General features: G+C 57.5%; 31 protein-coding genes. 2 read left to right on the top strand and 29 right to left on the bottom strand.

Features of this window, described 5'->3' with window-relative positions; all coding sequences use genetic code 11:
- Window positions 1-3: 3 nt before the first annotated feature.
- The 28 genes from rpsE to C8273_RS13045 all read right to left on the bottom strand — a co-directional run bounded on the left by rpsE (window position 4) and on the right by C8273_RS13045 (window position 17,542).
- Entirely contained in the window at window positions 4-513 is a 510-nt protein-coding gene (gene rpsE / locus C8273_RS04020; RefSeq protein ID WP_021684855.1) for a 30S ribosomal protein S5, read from the bottom strand.
- Between the two features lie 12 nt (window positions 514-525).
- Window positions 526-885, bottom strand: a complete 360-nt coding sequence (gene rplR, locus C8273_RS04015; RefSeq protein WP_006692909.1) for a 50S ribosomal protein L18 — start codon at window positions 883-885, stop codon at window positions 526-528.
- A 21-nt stretch (window positions 886-906) separates the two neighbouring features.
- A complete protein-coding gene (gene rplF, locus C8273_RS04010) occupies window positions 907-1,458 on the bottom strand; it encodes a 50S ribosomal protein L6 (protein WP_106626497.1) in 552 nt (183 codons plus the stop codon).
- Between the two features lie 22 nt (window positions 1,459-1,480).
- Complete coding sequence (gene rpsH, locus C8273_RS04005) at window positions 1,481-1,879, bottom strand: 30S ribosomal protein S8 (protein ID WP_006307547.1); 399 nt, start codon at window positions 1,877-1,879, stop codon at window positions 1,481-1,483.
- 30 nt (window positions 1,880-1,909) lie between these two features.
- A complete protein-coding gene (locus C8273_RS04000) occupies window positions 1,910-2,095 on the bottom strand; it encodes a type Z 30S ribosomal protein S14 (RefSeq protein WP_006307548.1) in 186 nt (61 codons plus the stop codon).
- A 19-nt stretch (window positions 2,096-2,114) separates the two neighbouring features.
- The gene (rplE, locus tag C8273_RS03995) at window positions 2,115-2,654 is read right to left on the bottom strand and encodes a 50S ribosomal protein L5 (protein ID WP_106626496.1); all 540 of its coding nucleotides are present in this window, start codon (window positions 2,652-2,654) and stop codon (window positions 2,115-2,117) included.
- A gap of 27 nt (window positions 2,655-2,681) precedes the next feature.
- A complete protein-coding gene (gene rplX / locus C8273_RS03990) occupies window positions 2,682-3,008 on the bottom strand; it encodes a 50S ribosomal protein L24 (protein WP_006307550.1) in 327 nt (108 codons plus the stop codon).
- Between the two features lie 15 nt (window positions 3,009-3,023).
- Complete coding sequence (gene rplN / locus C8273_RS03985) at window positions 3,024-3,392, bottom strand: 50S ribosomal protein L14 (RefSeq protein ID WP_009657080.1); 369 nt, start codon at window positions 3,390-3,392, stop codon at window positions 3,024-3,026.
- A gap of 15 nt (window positions 3,393-3,407) precedes the next feature.
- Window positions 3,408-3,665: a 30S ribosomal protein S17 gene (rpsQ, locus tag C8273_RS03980; RefSeq protein ID WP_106626495.1), complete on the bottom strand. Its 258-nt coding sequence runs from the start codon at window positions 3,663-3,665 to the stop codon at window positions 3,408-3,410.
- Between the two features lie 49 nt (window positions 3,666-3,714).
- Complete coding sequence (rpmC, locus tag C8273_RS03975; RefSeq protein WP_006307553.1) at window positions 3,715-3,906, bottom strand: 50S ribosomal protein L29; 192 nt, start codon at window positions 3,904-3,906, stop codon at window positions 3,715-3,717.
- Window positions 3,896-4,333: a 50S ribosomal protein L16 gene (rplP, locus tag C8273_RS03970; protein WP_009349623.1), complete on the bottom strand. Its 438-nt coding sequence runs from the start codon at window positions 4,331-4,333 to the stop codon at window positions 3,896-3,898. Before rplP ends, rpmC begins: the two co-directional genes overlap by 11 nt.
- The gene (gene rpsC, locus C8273_RS03965) at window positions 4,333-5,004 is read right to left on the bottom strand and encodes a 30S ribosomal protein S3 (protein ID WP_009657075.1); all 672 of its coding nucleotides are present in this window, start codon (window positions 5,002-5,004) and stop codon (window positions 4,333-4,335) included. Before rpsC ends, rplP begins: the two co-directional genes overlap by 1 nt.
- Before the next feature lie 16 nt (window positions 5,005-5,020).
- Entirely contained in the window at window positions 5,021-5,359 is a 339-nt protein-coding gene (gene rplV / locus C8273_RS03960) for a 50S ribosomal protein L22 (RefSeq protein WP_009753876.1), read from the bottom strand.
- An 18-nt stretch (window positions 5,360-5,377) separates the two neighbouring features.
- Window positions 5,378-5,659: a 30S ribosomal protein S19 gene (gene rpsS / locus C8273_RS03955; protein ID WP_006307562.1), complete on the bottom strand. Its 282-nt coding sequence runs from the start codon at window positions 5,657-5,659 to the stop codon at window positions 5,378-5,380.
- A 219-nt stretch (window positions 5,660-5,878) separates the two neighbouring features.
- A complete protein-coding gene (rplB, locus tag C8273_RS03950; RefSeq protein WP_009657078.1) occupies window positions 5,879-6,706 on the bottom strand; it encodes a 50S ribosomal protein L2 in 828 nt (275 codons plus the stop codon).
- 20 nt (window positions 6,707-6,726) lie between these two features.
- Complete coding sequence (gene rplW, locus C8273_RS03945; RefSeq protein WP_006694704.1) at window positions 6,727-7,008, bottom strand: 50S ribosomal protein L23; 282 nt, start codon at window positions 7,006-7,008, stop codon at window positions 6,727-6,729.
- Window positions 7,008-7,631, bottom strand: coding sequence for a 50S ribosomal protein L4 (gene rplD / locus C8273_RS03940; protein ID WP_106626494.1), 624 nt, complete (start codon window positions 7,629-7,631; stop codon window positions 7,008-7,010). The genes rplW and rplD overlap by 1 nt, the downstream gene beginning before the upstream one ends.
- Before the next feature lie 18 nt (window positions 7,632-7,649).
- Entirely contained in the window at window positions 7,650-8,303 is a 654-nt protein-coding gene (rplC, locus tag C8273_RS03935) for a 50S ribosomal protein L3 (RefSeq protein WP_106626493.1), read from the bottom strand.
- Window positions 8,304-8,318: 15 nt separating this feature from the next.
- Complete coding sequence (gene rpsJ / locus C8273_RS03930; protein ID WP_006695835.1) at window positions 8,319-8,630, bottom strand: 30S ribosomal protein S10; 312 nt, start codon at window positions 8,628-8,630, stop codon at window positions 8,319-8,321.
- A 257-nt stretch (window positions 8,631-8,887) separates the two neighbouring features.
- Window positions 8,888-10,075, bottom strand: coding sequence for an elongation factor Tu (gene tuf, locus C8273_RS03920; protein WP_006307575.1), 1,188 nt, complete (start codon window positions 10,073-10,075; stop codon window positions 8,888-8,890).
- A 14-nt stretch (window positions 10,076-10,089) separates the two neighbouring features.
- Window positions 10,090-12,168, bottom strand: a complete 2,079-nt coding sequence (fusA, locus tag C8273_RS03915) for an elongation factor G (protein ID WP_106626491.1) — start codon at window positions 12,166-12,168, stop codon at window positions 10,090-10,092.
- Between the two features lie 190 nt (window positions 12,169-12,358).
- Entirely contained in the window at window positions 12,359-12,829 is a 471-nt protein-coding gene (gene rpsG / locus C8273_RS03910; RefSeq protein ID WP_006692921.1) for a 30S ribosomal protein S7, read from the bottom strand.
- Between the two features lie 27 nt (window positions 12,830-12,856).
- Complete coding sequence (gene rpsL, locus C8273_RS03905; protein WP_006692922.1) at window positions 12,857-13,234, bottom strand: 30S ribosomal protein S12; 378 nt, start codon at window positions 13,232-13,234, stop codon at window positions 12,857-12,859.
- 63 nt (window positions 13,235-13,297) lie between these two features.
- Window positions 13,298-13,543, bottom strand: a complete 246-nt coding sequence (locus C8273_RS03900) for a ribosomal L7Ae/L30e/S12e/Gadd45 family protein (protein WP_106626490.1) — start codon at window positions 13,541-13,543, stop codon at window positions 13,298-13,300.
- A gap of 154 nt (window positions 13,544-13,697) precedes the next feature.
- Window positions 13,698-14,879: a putative lipid II flippase FtsW gene (ftsW, locus tag C8273_RS03895; RefSeq protein ID WP_106626489.1), complete on the bottom strand. Its 1,182-nt coding sequence runs from the start codon at window positions 14,877-14,879 to the stop codon at window positions 13,698-13,700.
- A complete protein-coding gene (trmB, locus tag C8273_RS03890; RefSeq protein ID WP_106626488.1) occupies window positions 14,879-15,538 on the bottom strand; it encodes a tRNA (guanosine(46)-N7)-methyltransferase TrmB in 660 nt (219 codons plus the stop codon). The genes ftsW and trmB overlap by 1 nt, the downstream gene beginning before the upstream one ends.
- 77 nt (window positions 15,539-15,615) lie before the next feature.
- On the bottom strand, window positions 15,616-17,274 hold the full coding sequence (locus C8273_RS03885) for a ShlB/FhaC/HecB family hemolysin secretion/activation protein (RefSeq protein WP_199820994.1): 1,659 nt from the start codon (window positions 17,272-17,274) through the stop codon (window positions 15,616-15,618).
- Between the two features lie 142 nt (window positions 17,275-17,416).
- On the bottom strand, window positions 17,417-17,542 hold the full coding sequence (locus C8273_RS13045; protein ID WP_231366952.1) for a secretion protein HlyD: 126 nt from the start codon (window positions 17,540-17,542) through the stop codon (window positions 17,417-17,419).
- Window positions 17,543-17,617: 75 nt separating this feature from the next.
- Here C8273_RS13045 and C8273_RS03875 point away from each other — a divergent pair, with 75 nt between their 5' ends.
- Together C8273_RS03875 and C8273_RS03870 are read left to right on the top strand one after the other, a co-directional pair.
- Window positions 17,618-18,076, top strand: a complete 459-nt coding sequence (locus C8273_RS03875) for a low molecular weight protein-tyrosine-phosphatase (RefSeq protein WP_106626486.1) — start codon at window positions 17,618-17,620, stop codon at window positions 18,074-18,076.
- 22 nt (window positions 18,077-18,098) lie between these two features.
- Window positions 18,099-18,596, top strand: coding sequence for a pyridoxamine 5'-phosphate oxidase family protein (locus C8273_RS03870; RefSeq protein ID WP_106626485.1), 498 nt, complete (start codon window positions 18,099-18,101; stop codon window positions 18,594-18,596).
- A 52-nt stretch (window positions 18,597-18,648) separates the two neighbouring features.
- On the opposite strand, the gene C8273_RS03865 is transcribed toward C8273_RS03870, so the two are convergent.
- A complete protein-coding gene (locus C8273_RS03865; protein WP_106626484.1) occupies window positions 18,649-19,527 on the bottom strand; it encodes an Abi family protein in 879 nt (292 codons plus the stop codon).

Below are 19,527 nucleotides of genomic sequence, written 5' to 3'. Positions count from 1 at the left end.
TTATCAGCCAAAAATCTCGCGCACGGTCTTGCCGCGGAGTGCTGCCACATCGGCGGGGTTCTTGAGGCCGATGAGACCTTCCATCGTCGCGCGCACCATGTTGTTCGGGTTGGACGAGCCGAGCGACTTCGTGAGGATGTCACGCACGCCCGCAAGCTCCAAGACAGCACGCGCCGGGCCGCCGGCAATGACGCCGGTACCTTTGGCGGCGGGCTTCAGCAGCACGCGGCCGGCACCAAAGATCCCCGTGATCTCGTGCGGAATCGTGCGCTCCTCGCGCAGCGGTACCTCGATGAGGCTCTTCTTTGCGTCCTCGACACCCTTGCGGATTGCCTCCGGCACCTCAGCAGCCTTGCCCATGCCGAAGCCAACCTTGCCTTTCTTGTTGCCGACGACAACAAGTGCGCTGAAGGAGGAGCGTCGGCCGCCCTTGACAACCTTCGATACGCGATTGATGAATACGACACGCTCTTCAAACTCCGGCGTCTCGTTTTCGTTGTTATGTCTAGCCATGCTTTCCCTCCTTTAGAATTTGAGTCCGGCTTCGCGTGCCGCCTCAGCGAGAGCAGCGACGCGGCCATGATAGATGTAGCCGCCGCGATCAAAAACGACCTCGGTGATCCCCTTCTCCAGAGCCTTCTTCGCAACAGCGGCGCCGATTGCCTTTGCCGCCTCGACGTTGCCGCCGTACTGGGAGAAGTCCTTGTCCTTGGAGCTCGCGGAGACGAGCGTCACGCCCTTTTCATCGTCGATGATCTGTGCGTAGATGTTCTTCAGGCTGCGGAATACATTGAGGCGCGGACGAGCCGCCGTCCCCGCAATGTGATTGCGCACGCGCAGATGGCGCTTCTGGCGCGCCTTATTCTTATCCTGCTTGATAAGCACAGTGTGTCACTCCTCTCCTTCTTATTTCTTGCCCTTCGCGCCGGCTTTGCCTTCCTTGCGGCGGACATGCTCTCCGGCGTACTTGATGCCCTTGCCCTTGTACGGCTCCGGCTCACGATGCGCGCGGATCTCGGCTGCGGTCTGACCGACGACTTCCTTATTTATGCCGGAGATCGTGATGACCGTAGCAGAGGGGCACTCAAACGTGATGCCCTCGGGCGGCTCAACGACAACGGGGTGCGAGAAGCCGAGCGAGAGGTTCAGGTTCTTGCCCTGCTTTGCTGCACGATAGCCGACGCCGCTGATCTCAAGGGTCTTCGTGAACCCCTCCGACACGCCGACCACCATGTTGTTGATGAGCGTGCGCGAGAGGCCGTGGAGCGACCTGTGCATTTTATCGTCCGAAGGACGGATGACGGTAACGACACCATCCTCGACGGTTATTTTCATATCCGGATGGATCTCGCGCGAAAGCTCGCCCTTCGGGCCCTTCACTTTCACGAGATTATCCGCACCGACCGTGACGGTAACGCCAGACGGAATGTGAATCGGTGCTCTTCCAATTCTTGACATTGTTACACCTCCTGCCTGTGCATTACCATACGAATGCGAGCACTTCGCCGCCGAGACCAGCCTTGCGGGCATCCTTGTCGCTCATGATCCCCTTCGACGTGGAGATCACAGAGATACCAAGGCCACCATAGACACGCGGGAGCGCATCGTGCTTTGCATACTGGCGAAGTCCGGGCTTTGAAACGCGCTTCAGACCGGAGATGACGTGCTCACGCTTCGCTCCATACTTCAGCGTGACGGTGAGGACGCCCTGCTTGCCGTCCTCCTGGAAGGAGTAGTCCTTGATGAAGCCTTCCTTTTTCAAGACTTCGGCGATTGCCGTCTTGACCTTTGACCCAGGGATCGCCACGCTCTCGTGGTAGACCGAGTTCGCGTTGCGGATGCGGGTCAGCATATCTGCAATAGGATCAGTCATTGCCATGAATCGATATCCTCCTTTTTGCTATCGTTATTACCAGCTTGCCTTCGTTACACCAGGGATGGCGCCCTTGTAACTCTGCTCGCGGAAGCAGATACGGCACATATCGAACTTGCGGATGTAGCCGTGCGGACGTCCGCAGATCTTGCAGCGGTTATACTTGCGTGTCGAGAACTTGGGCTCTTTGCTCCACTTCTCAATCATTGCCTTCTTTGCCACAGTTGTTCCTCCTTGCCCGTTACGCGCGGAACGGCATACCCATGAGACGGAGGAGCTCTTTGGCCTCTTCGTCCGTATGCGCGCTCGTAACGATGACGATGTTCATGCCGCGGATCTTGTCGATCTTGTCGTAGTCAATTTCGGGGAAGATGAGCTGCTCGCGCAGACCTACGGCATAGTTGCCGCGGCCGTCGAACGCCTTCTCGCTGACCCCACGGAAATCGCGGACGCGCGGAAGTGCGACATTCATGAACTTGTCGAGGAACTGGTACATACGCGTGCCGCGCAGCGTAACCTTGCAGCCAATCGGCATGCCCTCGCGCAGCTTCCACGCGGCAAGCGACTTCTTCGCGCGCGTGAGCTGGGGCTTCTGACCTGCGATGGCGGTGAGATCCGTCACAGCGGCATCGAGTGCCTTCGGATTGCCGACGGCCTCGCCAACACCCATGTTGATGATGATCTTCTCGACCTTCGGGAGCTGCATGACGTTCTTATAGCCGAACTTTTCCGTAAGGGCAGGTGCAACTTCCTTTTGATACTTTTCCTTGAGTCTTTCCACTTTGCGTATTCCTCCTTTCCGCGAATCTTACTGCTCGATCGGCTCGCCGCACTTCTTGCAGGCGCGCACCTTGCGCTCACCGATGATGCGATGGGCAACGCGCGTTGCCTTGCCGCACGCGGGGCATACAAGCTGCACCTTCGACGCATAGAGCGGTGCTTCCTTCGTGATAATACCGCCCTGCGGAGCACTCTGGCTTGGCTTCGTATGGCGCTTCACCTTGTTGACGCCCTCGACGATGACCTTGCCCTTCTTCGGCTGAGCCTCGATGACCTTGCCCTGCTTTCCCTTATCCTTACCGGAAAGAACGACGACCGTATCGCCCTTCTTGACGTTCAGTTTTGCCAGCGACAAAATAACACCTCCTCCTTAAAGAACTTCGGGCGCGAGCGAGACGATCTTCATAAAATCCTTCTCGCGCAGCTCGCGTGCGACAGGTCCGAAAATACGCGTTCCGCGCGGCGTGTGGTCATCCTTGATGATGACGGCCGCATTCTCGTCAAAGCGGATATAGGAACCGTCCGGACGGCGCAGCCCCTTGACGCTGCGGACGACAACCGCCTTGACGACGTCGCCCTTCTTCACCGTGCCGCCCGGTGCTGCTGCCTTGACGGAGGCGACGATAACATCGCCGATGTTGGCATACTTGCGGTACGAGCCGCCCAGTACGCGAATGCAGAGGATTTCCTTCGCTCCTGTGTTATCGCCGACATTCAGGATTGTTTCCTGCTGTATCATTGATTCTGTTCCTCCTTACTTCGCGCGCTCGATGACTTCGACCACGCGCCAGCGCTTCGTCTTCGAGAGCGGGCGCGTCTCCATGATGGAGACACGGTCGCCGACATGTGCGTCGTTCTTTTCGTCATGCGCGTGGAACTTCACCGTCTTCTTAACCGGCTTCTTATACATCTTGTGCTGCTCGAGCTCCTCGACAGCAACGACAACGGTCTTGTCCATCTTGTCCGACACGACCTTGCCGACTCTCACTTTGCGTACGTTTCTATCGCTCATCTAAGTGAGCCTCCTTCCTTCTGCGTATCTGTACGAATGTCCGTAATGATTAGGCGTTGGCCTGCTCACGCTGAATGGTCTTGATGCGGGCAATCGTCTTTTTTACGTCCTTGATACGCATCGGGTTGTCGAGCTGTCCGGTCGCGTGCTGGAAACGGAGGCCAAAGAGTTCCTCCTTGAGCGACGCGAGTTTTTCCGTGAGCTCGTCGGCACTCAGACCGCGGATCTCATCAACCTTCATTCACTTCACCGCCCTCTAATTCTTCGCGTACGACGAACTTCGTCTTGATCGGCAGCTTGTGTCCTGCAAGACGCATCGCCTCTGCCGCAACATCGCGTGCCACGCCGTCCATCTCAAAGAGAACGCGACCCGGCTTCACGACGGCGACCCAGTACTCAGGCGAGCCCTTGCCGGAACCCATGCGGGTCTCCGCCGGCTTCGCCGTGACCGGCTTGTCCGGGAAAATCTTGATCCAGACCTTACCGCCGCGCTTGATGTAACGCGTCATCGCGATACGCGCAGCCTCGATCTGGCGGTTCGTGATCCATGCCGGCTCCAGAGCGACGAGACCATACTGGCCGTGGCTGACCGTATTGCCGCGCTGTGCCTTGCCCTTCATGCGTCCGCGGAACTGCTTGCGGTATTTAACGCGCTTTGGGAGTAACATTACGCCTCGCTCCTTTCCTTACCGTTCTTCGGCGCCTGCTTCTTGTCGGGGAGAACCTCGCCCTTAAAGATCCAGACCTTGATGCCGATGCGACCGTAGGTCGTGTGCGCCTCAGCCGTTCCATAGTCGATGTCTGCACGCAGCGTGTGCAGGGGGATGCTGCCCTCGCGATAGGACTCGCGGCGTGCGATTTCCGCACCGCCAAGACGACCGCTGACCGCGATCTTGATGCCCTTCGCACCGAGGCGCATCGTGCGGCCGACCGCCTGCTTCATCGCGCGGCGGAAGGCAATGCGGCGCTCAAGCTGTGCCGCAATGTTCTCTGCGACAAGCGTCGCGTCGAGATCCGGCTGCTTAATCTCTGCGATATTGATGTCAACGCGCTTATCCGTGAGGTTCTTGAGTCCCTCTTTGATCTGCTCAATGCCCGAGCCGCCGCGTCCGATGACCATGCCCGGCTTTGCCGTATGGATCGTGAGCTTCAGGCGGTTCTTGCTGCGCTCCGTCTCCACGCGGGGAACACCTGCGGTCTGGAGGCTCTTCTTGAGGTAATCGCGAATCTTGATGTCCTCATGCAGATTCTGCGCGAAATCCTTGTCTGCATACCAGCGGGCATCCCAGTCCTTGACGATGCCAAGGCGAATGCCATGGGGATTTACTTTCTGACCCAAACTGTTTCCCTCCCTATTACTTTTCGTTTACGGCAACCGTGATGTGGGACGTGTGCTTCAAAATCTTGAACGCCTGTCCACGCGAACGCGGATGAATGCGCTTCAGGGTCGGCCCCTGGTCAACGAAAGCTGAGGAAATGAACAGTCGATCCACATCCATGTCGAAGTTGTTCTCTGCGTTTGCGATGGCAGAGCGGAGCACCTTCTCCACGGCGTCCGCGCCGACCTTCGGCGTGAACTTCAGGATCGCGAGAGCGTCAGCAACGCTCTTGCCGCGCACGAGGTTCATTACGATGCGAACCTTGCGCGGTGCGATGCGGATGTATTTGGCGGTAGCCTTTACTTCCTGTGCCACGAATCGTCCTCCTCTCTATCAGCGCAGCGAGGTCTTGCGCTCTTCGCCCGCGTGACCCTTGAATGTACGTGTCGGCGCAAACTCGCCGAGCTTATGTCCGACCATATCCTCCGTAACGTAGACGGGGACATGCTTGCGTCCGTCATGGACAGCGATCGTGTGGCCGACGAAATCCGGGAAGATCGTCGAGCTGCGCGACCATGTGCGCACAACCTTCTTCTCGTTCTTTTCGTTGAGCGCATCGATCTTCTTCATCAGGCTCTCTGCGACGAAAGGCCCTTTCTTAATCGATCTTGACAAAGTTTTTCCTCCTTTCGCCGAACGCGATGCGGTTCGGCGATGGTTCTATCTGCAAGTTGCGATGCTAATACGGCTTCCTAGGGGACGCCCGAGTTGGCGCAGATTTTTCGTTCTGTCAAGGGAGCAAACCGGACGCATAGATATGCTATGTGGAGGATTTGCTCTCCGCAGACAGGGCGGAAAAGATGCCCAAGGCGGGTGTCCTGACGCATGAGCCGATTACTTACGGCGGTGAACAATCAAACGATTCGACGCCTTCTTCTTGCGGCGCGTCTTCTTGCCCATCGCAATCTTGCCCCACTTCGTCATCGGGCTCTTGCGTCCGACCGGCGAACGACCCTCGCCGCCGCCGTGCGGATGGTCATTCGGGTTCATCGCAATACCGCGCGTCTCCGGACGGCGTCCGAGCCAGCGGCTGCGGCCTGCCTTGCCGATGGTGATATTCTCATGCTCGAGGTTGCCGACCTGACCAATCGTCGCACGGCAGTTGATGTGCACGCGGCGGATCTCGCCGGACGGCATGCGGAGGAGCGCGTAGTCGCCTTCCTTCGCCATGAGCTGCGCGGACGTGCCCGCACTGCGGACGAGCTGCGCGCCCTTGCCGATCTTGAGCTCGACGGCATGAATGACCGTACCGAGCGGGATATTCTTCAGCGGAAGCGCGTTGCCCGGCTTGATGTCAGCCTCGGCACCCGACTCCACAACATCGCCGACCTTCAGACCGTTCGGTGCGAGGATGTAGCGCTTTTCGCCATCTGCATAGTTCAGAAGCGCAATGCGTGCGCTGCGGTTCGGATCGTACTCAATCGTTGCGACGCGGGCGGGGATGCCGTCCTTCGTACGCTTGAAGTCGATGATGCGATAGAGCCGCTTGTGACCGCCGCCGCGATGACGCACGGTCAGTTTGCCCTGCTGGTTGCGCCCGCCCGTCTTTGTCAGGCGAACGGTGAGGGACTTCTCCGGCTTGTCCGTTGTGATCTCATCGAAGGAAGAGACCGTCATGAAGCGTCTGCCGGCAGAATACGGCTTAAAACTCTTTACTGCCACGTTCGTACCTCCCTTTCGTCTCAGCCTTCAAAGAACTCGATGGTCTCGCCCGGAGCGAGTTTCACGATGGCCTTCTTGTAGTCCGGGCGCTTGCCCTGCGTACGGCCCATGCGCTTCTTCTTGCCGAGGACGTTGACCGTGTTGACCTTTGCGACCTTCACCTTGAAGATCTCCGAAACCGCCTTTGCGATCTCGATCTTGTTCGCAGCCTTCGCAACGACGAAGACGTATTTGCCCTCAGCCATGAGCTGCGTCGTCCGCTCGGTGATGAGCGGGCGTACGAGAATATCACGTGCTTCCATTATGCGAATACCTCCTCGATACGGGTGATGGCATCCTTCGTAATGAAGAGCTTGTCGTGATGGAGAATGTCATAGACATTGATTCCACTCGCCGTGATGGCTTTTACACCCGGAATATTGCTGGTGGAGCGCTCCACGTTCACAGCTTCATCCGCCGTGATAAAGAGGCTCTTCTCATGCACGCCGAAATCACTCAGGAGCTTCACCGCTGCCTTCGTCTTCGGCGCCTCGAAATCGAGCTGGTCGAGGACGATGAAGTCGCCCGTGCGCACCTTGTCGGAGAGCGCACACTTCAGGGCGAGACGGCGCTGCTTGCGCGGCATCGTAAAGCCGTACTTGCGCGGATGCGGTCCAAAGACCGTGCCGCCGCCAACCCACAGCGGGCTGCGCGTCGAACCTGCGCGGGCACGACCCGTACCCTTCTGACGCCAGGGCTTGCGTCCGCCGCCGCGCACGAGACCGCGCGTCTTTGTGGCATGCGTGCCAAGACGCTGCGATGCGAGCTGAAGGACAACCGCCTGATGAAGGAGGCCGGCATTCATTTCGACATTGAAGAACTCGTCGCTGAGGCTGATCTCGCCAACCTGGTTGTGCGACATATCATATACTGCTACATTCGCCATGCTGCGATTCCCCCTTCCTTATTCTTTCGCTGCCTTTGCAGGCTTTACGGTATCTTTGATTACGACAAATCCCTTCTTCGGACCCGGAATCGCGCCCTTGATCAGGATGAGATTGCGGTCCGTGTCCACGCGGACAATCGTCAGGCGCTGCACCGTGACGCGCTCGCCGCCCATGCGCCCGGGGAGCTTCTTGCCCTTGAGGACGCGTCCGCCGGGACCGGAGATCATCGCACCCGTCGAACCCGGCTCACGGTGCGACTTCGAACCATGCCCCATGGGACCGCGTGCAAAGTTGTGGCGCTTGATGCCGCCCGCAAAGCCCTTGCCCTTGGACGTGCCGACCACATCGACGAGATCGCCCGCAGCGAAGATGTCAACGCCGATCGTGTCACCCACATTGTATTCGGAAGGAGCCGAAAGGCGCATCTCACGAATGAAGCGCACCGCCTTCACGCCCGCCTTCTCAAAGTGACCCTTGAGCGGCTTCGTGACGTTCTTCTCCTTGATATCGCCAAACCCGATCTGCACAGCGTTGTAGCCGTCCGTCTCGTCAGTCTTGTTCTGCAGCACGAAGTTGTTGCCAGACTCAACGACCGTCACGGGAACGACGCGGCCTTCCTCTGTGAAGATCTGAGTCATGCCCAGTTTTCTTCCTAAAATAGCCTTAGCCAAGGCTTCCACCTCCTATTAGAGCTTAATCTCGATGTCAACGCCGGCAGGCAGATCGAGGCGCATGAGCGAATCGACCGTCTTGTTCGTCGGCTGCAGGATATCGATGAGGCGCTTGTGTGTGCGCATCTCGAACTGCTCGCGCGAGTCCTTGTTGACGTGCGGAGAACGGAGAATCGTGTAGACATTCTTCTCCGTCGGAAGTGGAATGGGACCGGAGACCATTGCGCCCGTCTTCTTTGCCGTGTCGACGATCTTCGCCGCACTCTGGTCAAGCGCCTTGTGGTCATAGGCCTTCAAACGAATTCTGATTTTCTGCTGTTTCGCCAAAGTAGTTTTCCTCCTTCGTCCGGGGTCCCGCCCCAAACATTTCTCCACGGCAGTTCCCTCTGCCCCGCCGGGGCATAGCCATCTGCCATGTCATCGCATGGAGTACGTCGTATCGTATGATTCCAAAAGATGAAAAGAAGTTTTATCATATCCCCATGGGAAATTCCGGATGATTTTTCATCGACCCGTCATTTCCCTCGAAAAGGAGCGACGCGAGCGCGCCGCTCCTCTCCCTAGGGAATATCGATCAATAGAGATTAACCCTCGATTGCCGTAACACGACCTGCGCCGACCGTGTGACCACCCTCGCGGATAGCGAAGCGGAGACCCTGCTCGATCGCGATCGGGGTGATGAGCTCGACTTCCATCTCAACGTTGTCGCCGGGCATAACCATCTCGGTGCCCTCGGGGAGACGGACAACGCCCGTCACGTCCGTCGTACGGAAGTAGAACTGGGGACGATAGTTCGTGAAGAACGGCGTATGACGGCCGCCCTCTTCCTTCGTCAGGACGTAGACCTGCGCCTTGAACTTCGTGTGTGGATTGATGGAACCCGGCTTTGCAAGAACCTGACCGCGCTCGATGTCCTTACGATCCACGCCGCGGAGCAGCGCACCGATGTTGTCGCCCGCAACAGCGCTGTCAAGCAGCTTGCGGAACATCTCGATACCCGTAACGACCGTGCTGCGTGCCTCATCCTGAAGACCGACGATCTCAACCGTATCGTTCAGCTTCAGCTCGCCGCGCTCCACACGACCTGTAGCAACCGTGCCACGACCCGTGATCGTGAACACGTCCTCAACCGGCATGAGGAAGGGCTTGTCCGTATCGCGCGTCGGCGTCGGGATGTACTCGTCAACCGCATCCATGAGCTCGAGGATCTTCGCCTTCATCGCATCGTCACCCTCAAGTGCCTTGAGTGCGGAGCCTGCAATGACAGGGATGTCATCACCGGGGAACTCGTACTGCGAGAGCAGCTCACGAACTTCCATCTCAACGAGCTCGAGGAGCTCGGGATCATCGACCTGGTCAACCTTGTTGAGGAACACAACGAGAGCCGGAACACCGACCTGACGAGCGAGCAGGATGTGCTCACGCGTCTGGGGCATCGGGCCGTCCGCAGCGGAGACAACGAGGATCGCGCCGTCCATCTGCGCAGCACCCGTGATCATGTTCTTGACATAGTCCGCGTGACCCGGGCAGTCAACGTGTGCATAGTGACGTTTGTCCGTCTCATACTCAACGTGTGCCGTGTTGATCGTGATGCCGCGCTCGCGCTCCTCCGGAGCCTTGTCGATGTCCGCATAGTCCTCGAACTTCGCATAGCCCTTCTCGGAGAGAACCTTCGTGATTGCAGCCGTCAGCGTCGTCTTGCCGTGGTCAACGTGACCAATCGTGCCGATGTTGACATGGGGCTTGCTGCGGTTAAACTTTTCCTTTGCCATTAAAAATTGCCTCCTTATTCGCCTTTGTTCTTGGCGACTACAGCGTCAGCTATATTCTTAGGAACTTCGTCGTAGAAGGAAACCTCCATCGAGTAGTTCCCGCGGCCCTGTGTTTTGGAACGGAGATCCGTCGAGTAGCCGAACATCTCCGAGAGCGGAACGAACGCGTTGATGACCTGCACGCCGTTGCGCGGCTCCATGCCGTCGATACGTCCGCGGCGCGAGTTCAGATCGCCGATCACGTCGCCCATGTACTCCTCGGGCACCGTGACCTCGACCTTGACATACGGTTCAAGGAGAACCGGGTTTGCCTTCTCGGCACCCGCCTTGAACGCCATCGAGCCAGCCACCTTGAACGCCGCCTCGGACGAGTCAACCTCGTGGAACGAACCGTCGTACACGATGACCTTGATGTCGACCATCGGATAGCCGGCGACCACGCCGCCCTCCATCGCCTGTTTGACACCGGCTTCGATCGGGTTGATGAACTCCTTCGGAATCACGCCGCCGACGACCTTGTTCTCGAAGCTGAAGCCCTCGCCCGCCTCCTGCGGAATGAGCTCGAGCCAGCAGTGACCGTACTGACCGTGGCCGCCGGACTGGCGGACAAACTTGCCCTCAGCCTTGACGGACTTGCGGATCGTCTCGCGGTATGCAACCTGCGGCTCGCCGACCTTGCAGTCGACCTTGAACTCGCGGAGCATGCGGTCAACGATGATCTGCAGATGCAGCTCGCCCATGCCCGAGATGATGACCTGTCCCGTCTCAGCATCCGTATGAACGCGGAACGTCGGATCCTCCTCTGCGAGCTTCTGAAGCGCAATGCCCATCTTCTCCTGATCGTTCTTCGTCGCCGGCTCCACCGCAACGGAGATAACCGGATCGGGGAACTCCATCGACTCAAGGATGATCGGCTTGCTCTCATCACAGAGCGTATCGCCCGTCGTCGTGTTCTTGAGTCCGACCGCCGCTGCAATGTCGCCGCTGTAGACCACATCGATCTCCTTGCGGTTGTTCGCGTGCATCTGGAGAATGCGACCGATGCGCTCCTTGCTGTCCTTCGTCGCGTTGAAGACGTAGGAGCCGGAGTTCAGCGTGCCGGAGTAGACACGGAAGAACGCGAGCTTGCCAACGAACGGATCCGTCATAATCTTGAACGCAAGTGCCGAGAACGGCGCACTGTCCGAGGCCGGACGGCTGTCCGCCTCGCCCGTATCGGGGTTCACGCCCGCAATCGGCGGGATGTCCGTTGGTGCCGGCATATAGGCAACGATGGCGTCAAGCAGCGGCTGAACGCCCTTGTTGCGGTACGACGTACCGCAGGTGACCGGCGTCATCTCACAGGCAATCGTTGCCTTGCGGATCGCACGGCGGATCTCATCCTCCGTGATCTCCTCGCCGCCGAGATACTTTTCCATGAGGTCATCGTCCGCCTCGGCGCACGCCTCGATCAGCTTCTCGCGGTACTCTTCCGCCTGCTCTTTGTACTCAGCAGGAATCTCGACCTCGTCCGTCACCTTGCCGAGATCGTCCTCGTAGACGATGGCATCCATCTTCACGAGATCAATGATGCCCTTAAACTCGTCCTCTGCACCGATTGGCAGCTGGATCGCCACCGGGTTCGCATTGAGGCGCTCGCGCATCATATTCATAACATTGAAGAAATCGGCGCCCGTAATGTCCATCTTATTGACATACGCCATGCGCGGAACATTGTAGCGCTCCGCCTGACGCCAGACCGTCTCCGTCTGCGGCTCGACACCGCCGCGTGCAGTCAGAACAGCCACCGTGCCATCCAGCACGCGCAGCGAGCGCTCTACCTCGACCGTAAAGTCAACGTGACCCGGCGTATCAATGATATTGATGCGATGGTCTTTCCAGTGGCAGGTCGTCGCCGCCGACGTAATCGTAATGCCGCGTTCCTGTTCCTGAACCATCCAGTCCATGGTGGCAGCGCCCTCATGAACCTCGCCGATCTTGTGCGTTACGCCCGTGTAGAAGAGAATGCGCTCGGTGGTCGTCGTCTTGCCGGCATCGATGTGCGCCATGATGCCGATATTCCGCGTTTTTTCAAGGGAATATTCTCTTGCCACTGTTTCCTATCGCTCCTTACACTGCTTAGTGTTACGGAATCTCTGATAAATCCGGCGCAGTCATCTTGGCGATCTTTTCCGCCCTCTCATCGTCGGCAAATCCTCCACAGAGCAGCACTCTGCGTCCGGTTTGCCTCCTCGATAGGACGAAAAATCTGTGCCAAGCTGACAAGCCTCTTATCAGCAGTCCTTACCACCGATAATGCGCGAATGCCTTGTTGGCCTCCGCCATCTTGTGCGTATCTTCCTTCTTCTTAATTGCCGCGCCCGTGTTGTTCGCAGCGTCCATCAGCTCCGCCGAGAGGCGTGCATCCATCGTCTTCTCGCCGCGCAGACGCGCATAGCCGACAAGCCAGCGGATGCCGAGCGTCATGCGGCGATCCGCACGAACCTCGACCGGAACCTGATAGTTGGCACCGCCGACGCGGCGTGCCTTGACCTCGAGCACCGGCATGACATTGCGCAGTGCCGTCTCGAACACCTCGAGCGGATCCTGCCCTGTCTTCTCGCGAATCGTGTCAAACGCATCATAGACAACGCGCTGTGCGACACTCTTCTTGCCCGAGAGCATAACCTTGTTGATAAACTTCGTAACCGTCTTGGAATGATATACCGGATCCGGCAGAACATCCCTCTTCGGCACGGGGCCCTTACGTGGCATAGCCCAACCTCCTAACGATATACTGCCTTACTTCTTCTTCGCGCGTTTCGCGCCGTACTTGGAACGCCCCTGTGCGCGGTTCTGCACACCGGCGGTATCAAGCGAGCCGCGAATGATGTGGTAACGAACACCCGGCAGATCCTTCACACGGCCGCCGCGAATAAGGACGACGCTGTGCTCCTGCAGATTGTGCCCGATGCCCGGGATATATGCGGTCACCTCGATGCTGTTCGTCAAGCGAACACGAGCAACCTTTCTAAGAGCAGAGTTCGGCTTCTTCGGCGTGGACGTGTAGACACGCGTGCAGACGCCGCGCTTCTGCGGGCTGTTCTTCAGTGCTGGTGCTTTCGATTTCTCCTCAAGGCTCTTCCGGCTCTTGCGAATGAGCTGATTGATCGTTGGCATACTGCACCTCCTTCCTTTGTCGTCGTTTCAAATCTTTTGTATGAAAACGCAGATCCTGCGTTTTTACCGTAGTGTTGCGACCGCCGCGGCACCCACATCGAGGCGTACCGCTTCTCCAAGCTGCGCCTTCGTCGCCGTGCGGTCGGGCACGATCCCCGCGTCCCTGCATGCCGTGAGCAGTGCGTCAAGCACACGCGCATCGACATCCGAGGCGACAAACACCATCTCTGCCGCGCCGCTCTTCACCACCTTGCACGCCTGATGAATGCCGGCAACCGTACGCGCTGTGCGCAATTTTTCCAGAGACATAGTGCACCTCCAAAAAGGGGACTGTCACATAATATCATTCACGAAAACGCTTGTCAACGCATATTTTACAAAGTTCTTTATTTACACTTTCTCTAGCGTATCTTTCTCGTCTCTTCGCATAAAAATAAGAAAAAGGAGGCGCTCCCGCACCTCCTCATCGCACGACATGAATCTTGCTGCGCCGTTTCTCCGGCTCCTCCGTTTGCTTTTGCGCACCAGGCGCATCACGGCTGCGATCAGCGATCCCGAGCAGCATCCCCATGCCCGCCATCGTCACAATCAGCGACGAGCCTCCGTAGCTGATGAACGGCAGCGGCACGCCCACGACGGGGAGCAGACCCGCGACCATCGCAAGGTTCGCAAGTGCCTGCCCGAGCACGAGGAAGATGATGCCAAGTGCGAGCACCTGACCGAACGTATCCTTCGCGCGCACAGCCACGCGCATACAGGTGATGAGCAGCACGGCAAACAGGAAGAAGATCAGCAGCACTCCGAAAAAACCGTGCTCCTGACTGAAGATCGCAAACGCAAAATCCGTATGTGCCTCGGGCAGGTACTCATACTTGCTCACGCCGTCGCCGAAGCCCATGCCGAAGATCCCGCCCGAGCCGATCGTCGAGAGTGACTGCACCATCTGATAGCCCGCATCACGCGCATCCGACCACGGGTCGAACCAGACCTCAATGCGCTTCATGCGGTAGGGCTGCAGCGTTCCAATCGCAAACGCCATCCCAACGGTAAGCGGCACGATCCACGCCCAGCGGCGCGGCGGAACAAGCAGTACAAGAGCCATGAGGAGCGGCACGCCAAACACAATGCACGCCGTACCAAAATCCGGCTCGCGATAGACGAGGAACGCCATCACGAGAATCGCGCCAAACGGAACCGCAACGCGACCGCCGTCCCGATCCATGCGAAAGTGCTCCTTCGACAGCACCGCCGAGATCGAAAACGCTCCCATCAGCACCGCCATCAGCTTTGCGAACTCCGCCGGCTGGAAACTTAAGGGGCCGAACGCAAGCCAGCGCTGCGCACCGTTCACCGTCGTGCCCACAAAGAGGACGGCAATCAGCAGAAACACCGTAATGCCCATACCGACGAACATCAGCCCGCGCATGCGCTGGTAGTTCATGCGGCGGCAGAGCCAGCACGCAACAATCCCGATCAGAAGCCACTGCAGATGCCGCTGCAGGAAATAATACGGATTCTCATAGTTCATCGCCGCAAGGACATAGCTCGAACTGAAGACATTGATCGTCCCCGTCACGAGGAGGATCACCATGACGATGACGATCGGCTCCGTCTCACTCTTAAAGAGCGTATAGCGCGTACGCATCAGCCCTGCTCCGGTGAGCGGCGTGCCACCAGACGGCCGATCTTCGCGCCGCGTGCGCTGAACTTACGCTCATACTCCGTCATGATATTATCCGGCTCCGCGAGCGCGTGCAGATCGTGCGTCACACGCGAGAGCTGCCACCCCTCGCGCTCCATCGTCGCGAGCGAGTAGTCAAACAGCCCCATATTGTCCGTCTTAAAGTGTATTTCCCCATCCGCGCGCAGAACAGCCGCATAGCGCGCGAGGAACTGCTCGCTCGTCAGCCGCCGCTTCGCATGGCGCGCCTTCGGCCACGGGTCGGAGAAATTCAGATAGATGCGATCCACCTCATGGGGCGCAAACAGCTCCGTCAGATGCGCTGCATCAAAGACCAGGAGGCGCACATTCCGCAGCTGCCGTTCCGCCGCCTTGCGCGCGGCAAAGTAGAGAACCCCCTGCTGCGCCTCAAGCCCCACATAGTTGATCTCTGGATGCCGTGCCGCAAGTTCCGTCAGGAAGTCCCCCTTGCCCACGCCGATCTCAATATGGAGCGGAGCAGACCGCCCGAACGTCTCCCGCCATGCACCGGCAAATCCCGCCCAGTCGCCGCCGAGCGGCGTCACAAAGTCCCCATAGTCCAGAATCGCCGTGTCAATCCACGGCTTTCTCCTCAATCTCATAAGCCCATCCCGCTCCGCACTCAGTCCCCTTTTTCACGCATCGGATCATGCGCACCATGACCCGCAGGCAAAACGCATTACCAGATCTTCCCCGCCATAAACCAGATACGATTCCGCGCATTGTTCTTCGCCGACACCGACGAATCCAGCCCGATGCGCTTTGCATAGTCCAGCCGCGCGAACCAGTCGCCCGGCTCGTTGTACGCCGCACCAATCCCCCAGCCGCGCAGCGTCACACGGTTATCCTTCAGATCGTACCCCTTGCTCACACGCACCGTTCCCATATCGTAGAACGTACTGAAGGTCAGCCCGCGCAGCGGCGTATGATAGCGCAGCTCCGCCGTGCCGAGCAGCCCCTCATCGCCGGTTCCCTCGCCCTGCGCGTAGGCGCGTACGCCGTTCGGGCCGCCGAGATAGAACTCCTCCGAGCTGTCGAGGTTGCGGCTCGCCATCTGCCCCGAGAGTTTGAAGAGGAAGTCCGTCATGTTCCCGAGCCGCTGCACCGCCGTCGCATCCGCCTCAAGTTTGAGATAGCTGCCCTCCTCCGTATGGTTAAGCGCTCCGAGAACGCGGGTATACGCCGAGTCCAGACCGAGTTTGCCAATCGTCAGATTTGTACTGTAATTCAGCGTCAGCCCGCCCTGCATCTGCTGCATCCCAACAAGACCCGCGTAGATGCTGTGCGTATGCTTTTTCCCCTTGAGATCATAGCCCGTAATATCATCATTCAAATTACGGTAGTTATAGCCATAGCGGAAGAGGAGGCTGCGCTCCGTCAGATGGTAGAGCGGTGCCTGTCCAAACACCGTGAGCGTCAGTGAATTGCCCTCCGCACCAATTTTCGCGAGTTCGCCGCCCACTCGATAGTTCATGCGCGAAACACCGACGCCGAGCGTCGTTCCGCCGTGCCCCACCACAGTCTCATAGTTCGCATAGAAATTGCGCAGGCTGCCGTTTGAAATCAGCGTGCCCGCACTCACCTTGTCGCCCTCGCCCGACGCATTGTAGACCGTCTCCTGCAGACCGTAACGATAGCGTCCCGTCGACGGGCTGCCGTAGTTCTCCACATAGAAAACCGTACTCGACGCCTTTGAATCCTCAACACGCACCGTCAGCTTGCTCGTGCCGAACGCCTCTCCCGGGCTCAGCACACCGACCGCACGCGCACCCGTCGCATCCGACACCGAGTAGAGCGCTGTCTCAAGCTTCTCCGTCGTAATGATATCCGACGGCTTCAGCCCTGCGATGATCCTCTCTGCCACCTTCGTCTTGAGACGACTGTTGTTTTCAATCGTGATCGCATCGTAGCGCCCCGGCAGCACGCGCAGCACAATGATGCCATCCGGGCTGTCCTGCGGCGGCAGATAGACCGCAGCCGCAGGATAACCATGGGAGCGGCAGTATGCCGTCAGCTGATCCACCGTCCGGCGCAGCTGTGCCATCGTCTTCTGCTCGCCCATGCCTTCCTCAAGAATGCGCGTCAGCTCCTCCTTATTGAGGAAGAGATCAGGCGCCTCCATGATAAAATTTTCAATCGTGAACTGCGCATCATCGCCATCCTGCCGATAGTTTGGCGTGGCATTCTCCACCCCGATCTCTGGCTTCGGCTGCTCACTGGCGACATCCGCCCCCGGACGCGCAAGAGAGGGCGCGGCAAAACCATCCGTCCCCGCACACGCAAGCCCCGCACAAATACACGCGGCAAGTCCTGCACGCACGACTGCACACTTTTTCATACGATTCATCCCATCACGCACGATAATATCTCAACCCCTATAACACTGACATTATTTCGTCTACATTCTAGCATTTTCAATGGGAAAACACAAGGGAAGAGCAGCGCGGCAGTTGCAATCCGCTATTTTTTGCGGTAGACTTTTAAGGAAGCACTGATAAATTCAGCCACGCCATCTTGTCACATCTTTTTTGCCCTGTCTGTGTCGACAAATCCTCCACATAGCCTTTACTATGCGTCCGGTTTGTCTCCTTGACAGGACGAAAAATCTATAACAATCTGACGGACTTCATTTTATCAGTGATTCCTTAAAAAACGACAACGAGAATGCAGGAGGACATCCCATGAAGAAAATACTGTTTGTCTGCCACGGCAACATCTGCCGCTCTCCCATGGCAGAGTTCGTCATGAAACATCTCGTGCGCGAGGCGGGGCTTGCGGATAAAATTATCGTAGCATCCAAAGCACTTCACCGCGACGAACTCGGCAGTGACACCCATCGCGGCACGCGCGAAGTACTGCGTGCGCATGGGATTCCGTTCGAGAAGCGACGTGCGGCGCTCATGACCGCCGACGACTACGACGCTTATGACCGCATCATCGGCATGGACACCGAGAACATGAACGACCTCGCACGTCTCACAGGCGGTGACCCGAACGGCAAAACGCATCGCCTCCTCTCCTACATCGGAGAGGAGCGCGATGTCGCCGATCCATGGTACACTGGAAACTTCGACGTTACCTATCGCGATATCGACGCCGGCTGCCGTGCACTGCTGCGGACGCTGACAGACAACAAATGACCTGCACAGGAGACAAACAAATATGAACTACGAAAAAGCAGCAGCATTTTGGACAGAAACTGACAAGACCGCTGTAAAAATGCCCGAGGACGATCTGCGCAGTGCCATCGAGGACTTCATCAAAGCGCACACAACCTGCGCCCTCGCCACAGCGGACGGCGATTTCGTCCGCTGCACCCCGCTCACGTACAGATACCGCGCAGGGAAATTCGTCATCTTCTCCGAGGGCGGACTGAAGTTTCGCGCACTCAAAGAAAATAAGCACGCTGCACTCGCCATCTACGACGCGTACAAGGGACCGGGCACCGCAAAGAGTCTGCAGGTCACGGGCATCGTGCGCGTCGTCGGCACGGATGATCCCGACTATGACGATCAGCTCCGCGCGCTGGGTGTCGACCCCATGCACATGGCGCGCCACCGACTCACCCTTCTCCTCATCACGCCAACAGTTCTTGAATACCTGGACTCCACACTCAAGGAGCAGGGATATCACCCGCGTCAACAGCTCACAATATCATAGCAGACAAAAGAGCGCCCCATCGACCATTGATATCGTCGATGGGGCGCTTCGTTTACAAATTTCTGTCCCAATCCTCACGAAAACCATAATATCGCAGATTGACAAACGGGAATTTCTTTGTCAAGTTCTTTAGTTCATTTCGAAACACATCAAAGTGTCTCACGGAAAGCATACGCTTCATGATAAATAAGAATCCGTAAAGATGTGCGTTATCCACACGCCCATCTTGATCCCTGCGCAGAAAACTCTGCTCTTTTCTGCTCAAATGAGGTTTCTGCTGAAAAATTCGATTATACAATCTGCTCCCATGCGCACAAAGATTCCGAAGGATCGTCATACTGTGCATAAAACGCCCCAACAGTTCATCCCCTTTTTGAGGATGAAGAACAAATCGCCCTGCCACAGCCTTCCGTAAATCATCGCGCGATATTTTATATAAGAACGAAATGTCCGCAATCGTAAGGAGATCAACATACGCCCAGATGGGGAGATCCTGCCCCAATTCCTCAAAATGCTTCAGATATGGCTCATGACGAAGCCTCGATCTGCGCTGTTCCTCCGCCTTACCGAGAACTCTTCCATGCTGATCTGCATTTGTAAAAAGGCTCTCATCCCTATATCCTAGACAACCATACATTTGGGCAAATTCATACGCATAGACAGATTTCATCTTCACTTCGATGATCTCAATATGTTTCAGTAAAAGATGACGCATTTCATGATCAAAGGCATATATATCCATCACATTCTGCATGGAGGAGTTTGGATAGAACACATCGTTCCGACGCAGAGTCAAAGAATATCCACTGATACGATAATAATTGTGATATAGGAGAAACTGTTTTGTCTGCTCATCATCTTGAATGCTAAGTCCACGCAAACGCAGTATCTCAATCTGCTCCTCAATGGTCTTAAATTCCTTCTCAGCCAT

Source organism: Candidatus Centipeda massiliensis (assembly GCF_900290285.1).
Lineage (GTDB): Bacteria > Bacillota > Negativicutes > Selenomonadales > Selenomonadaceae > Centipeda > Centipeda massiliensis.
Note: the sequence above shows the minus strand (reverse complement) of the source record. Positions and strands in the feature narration are given on the sequence as shown.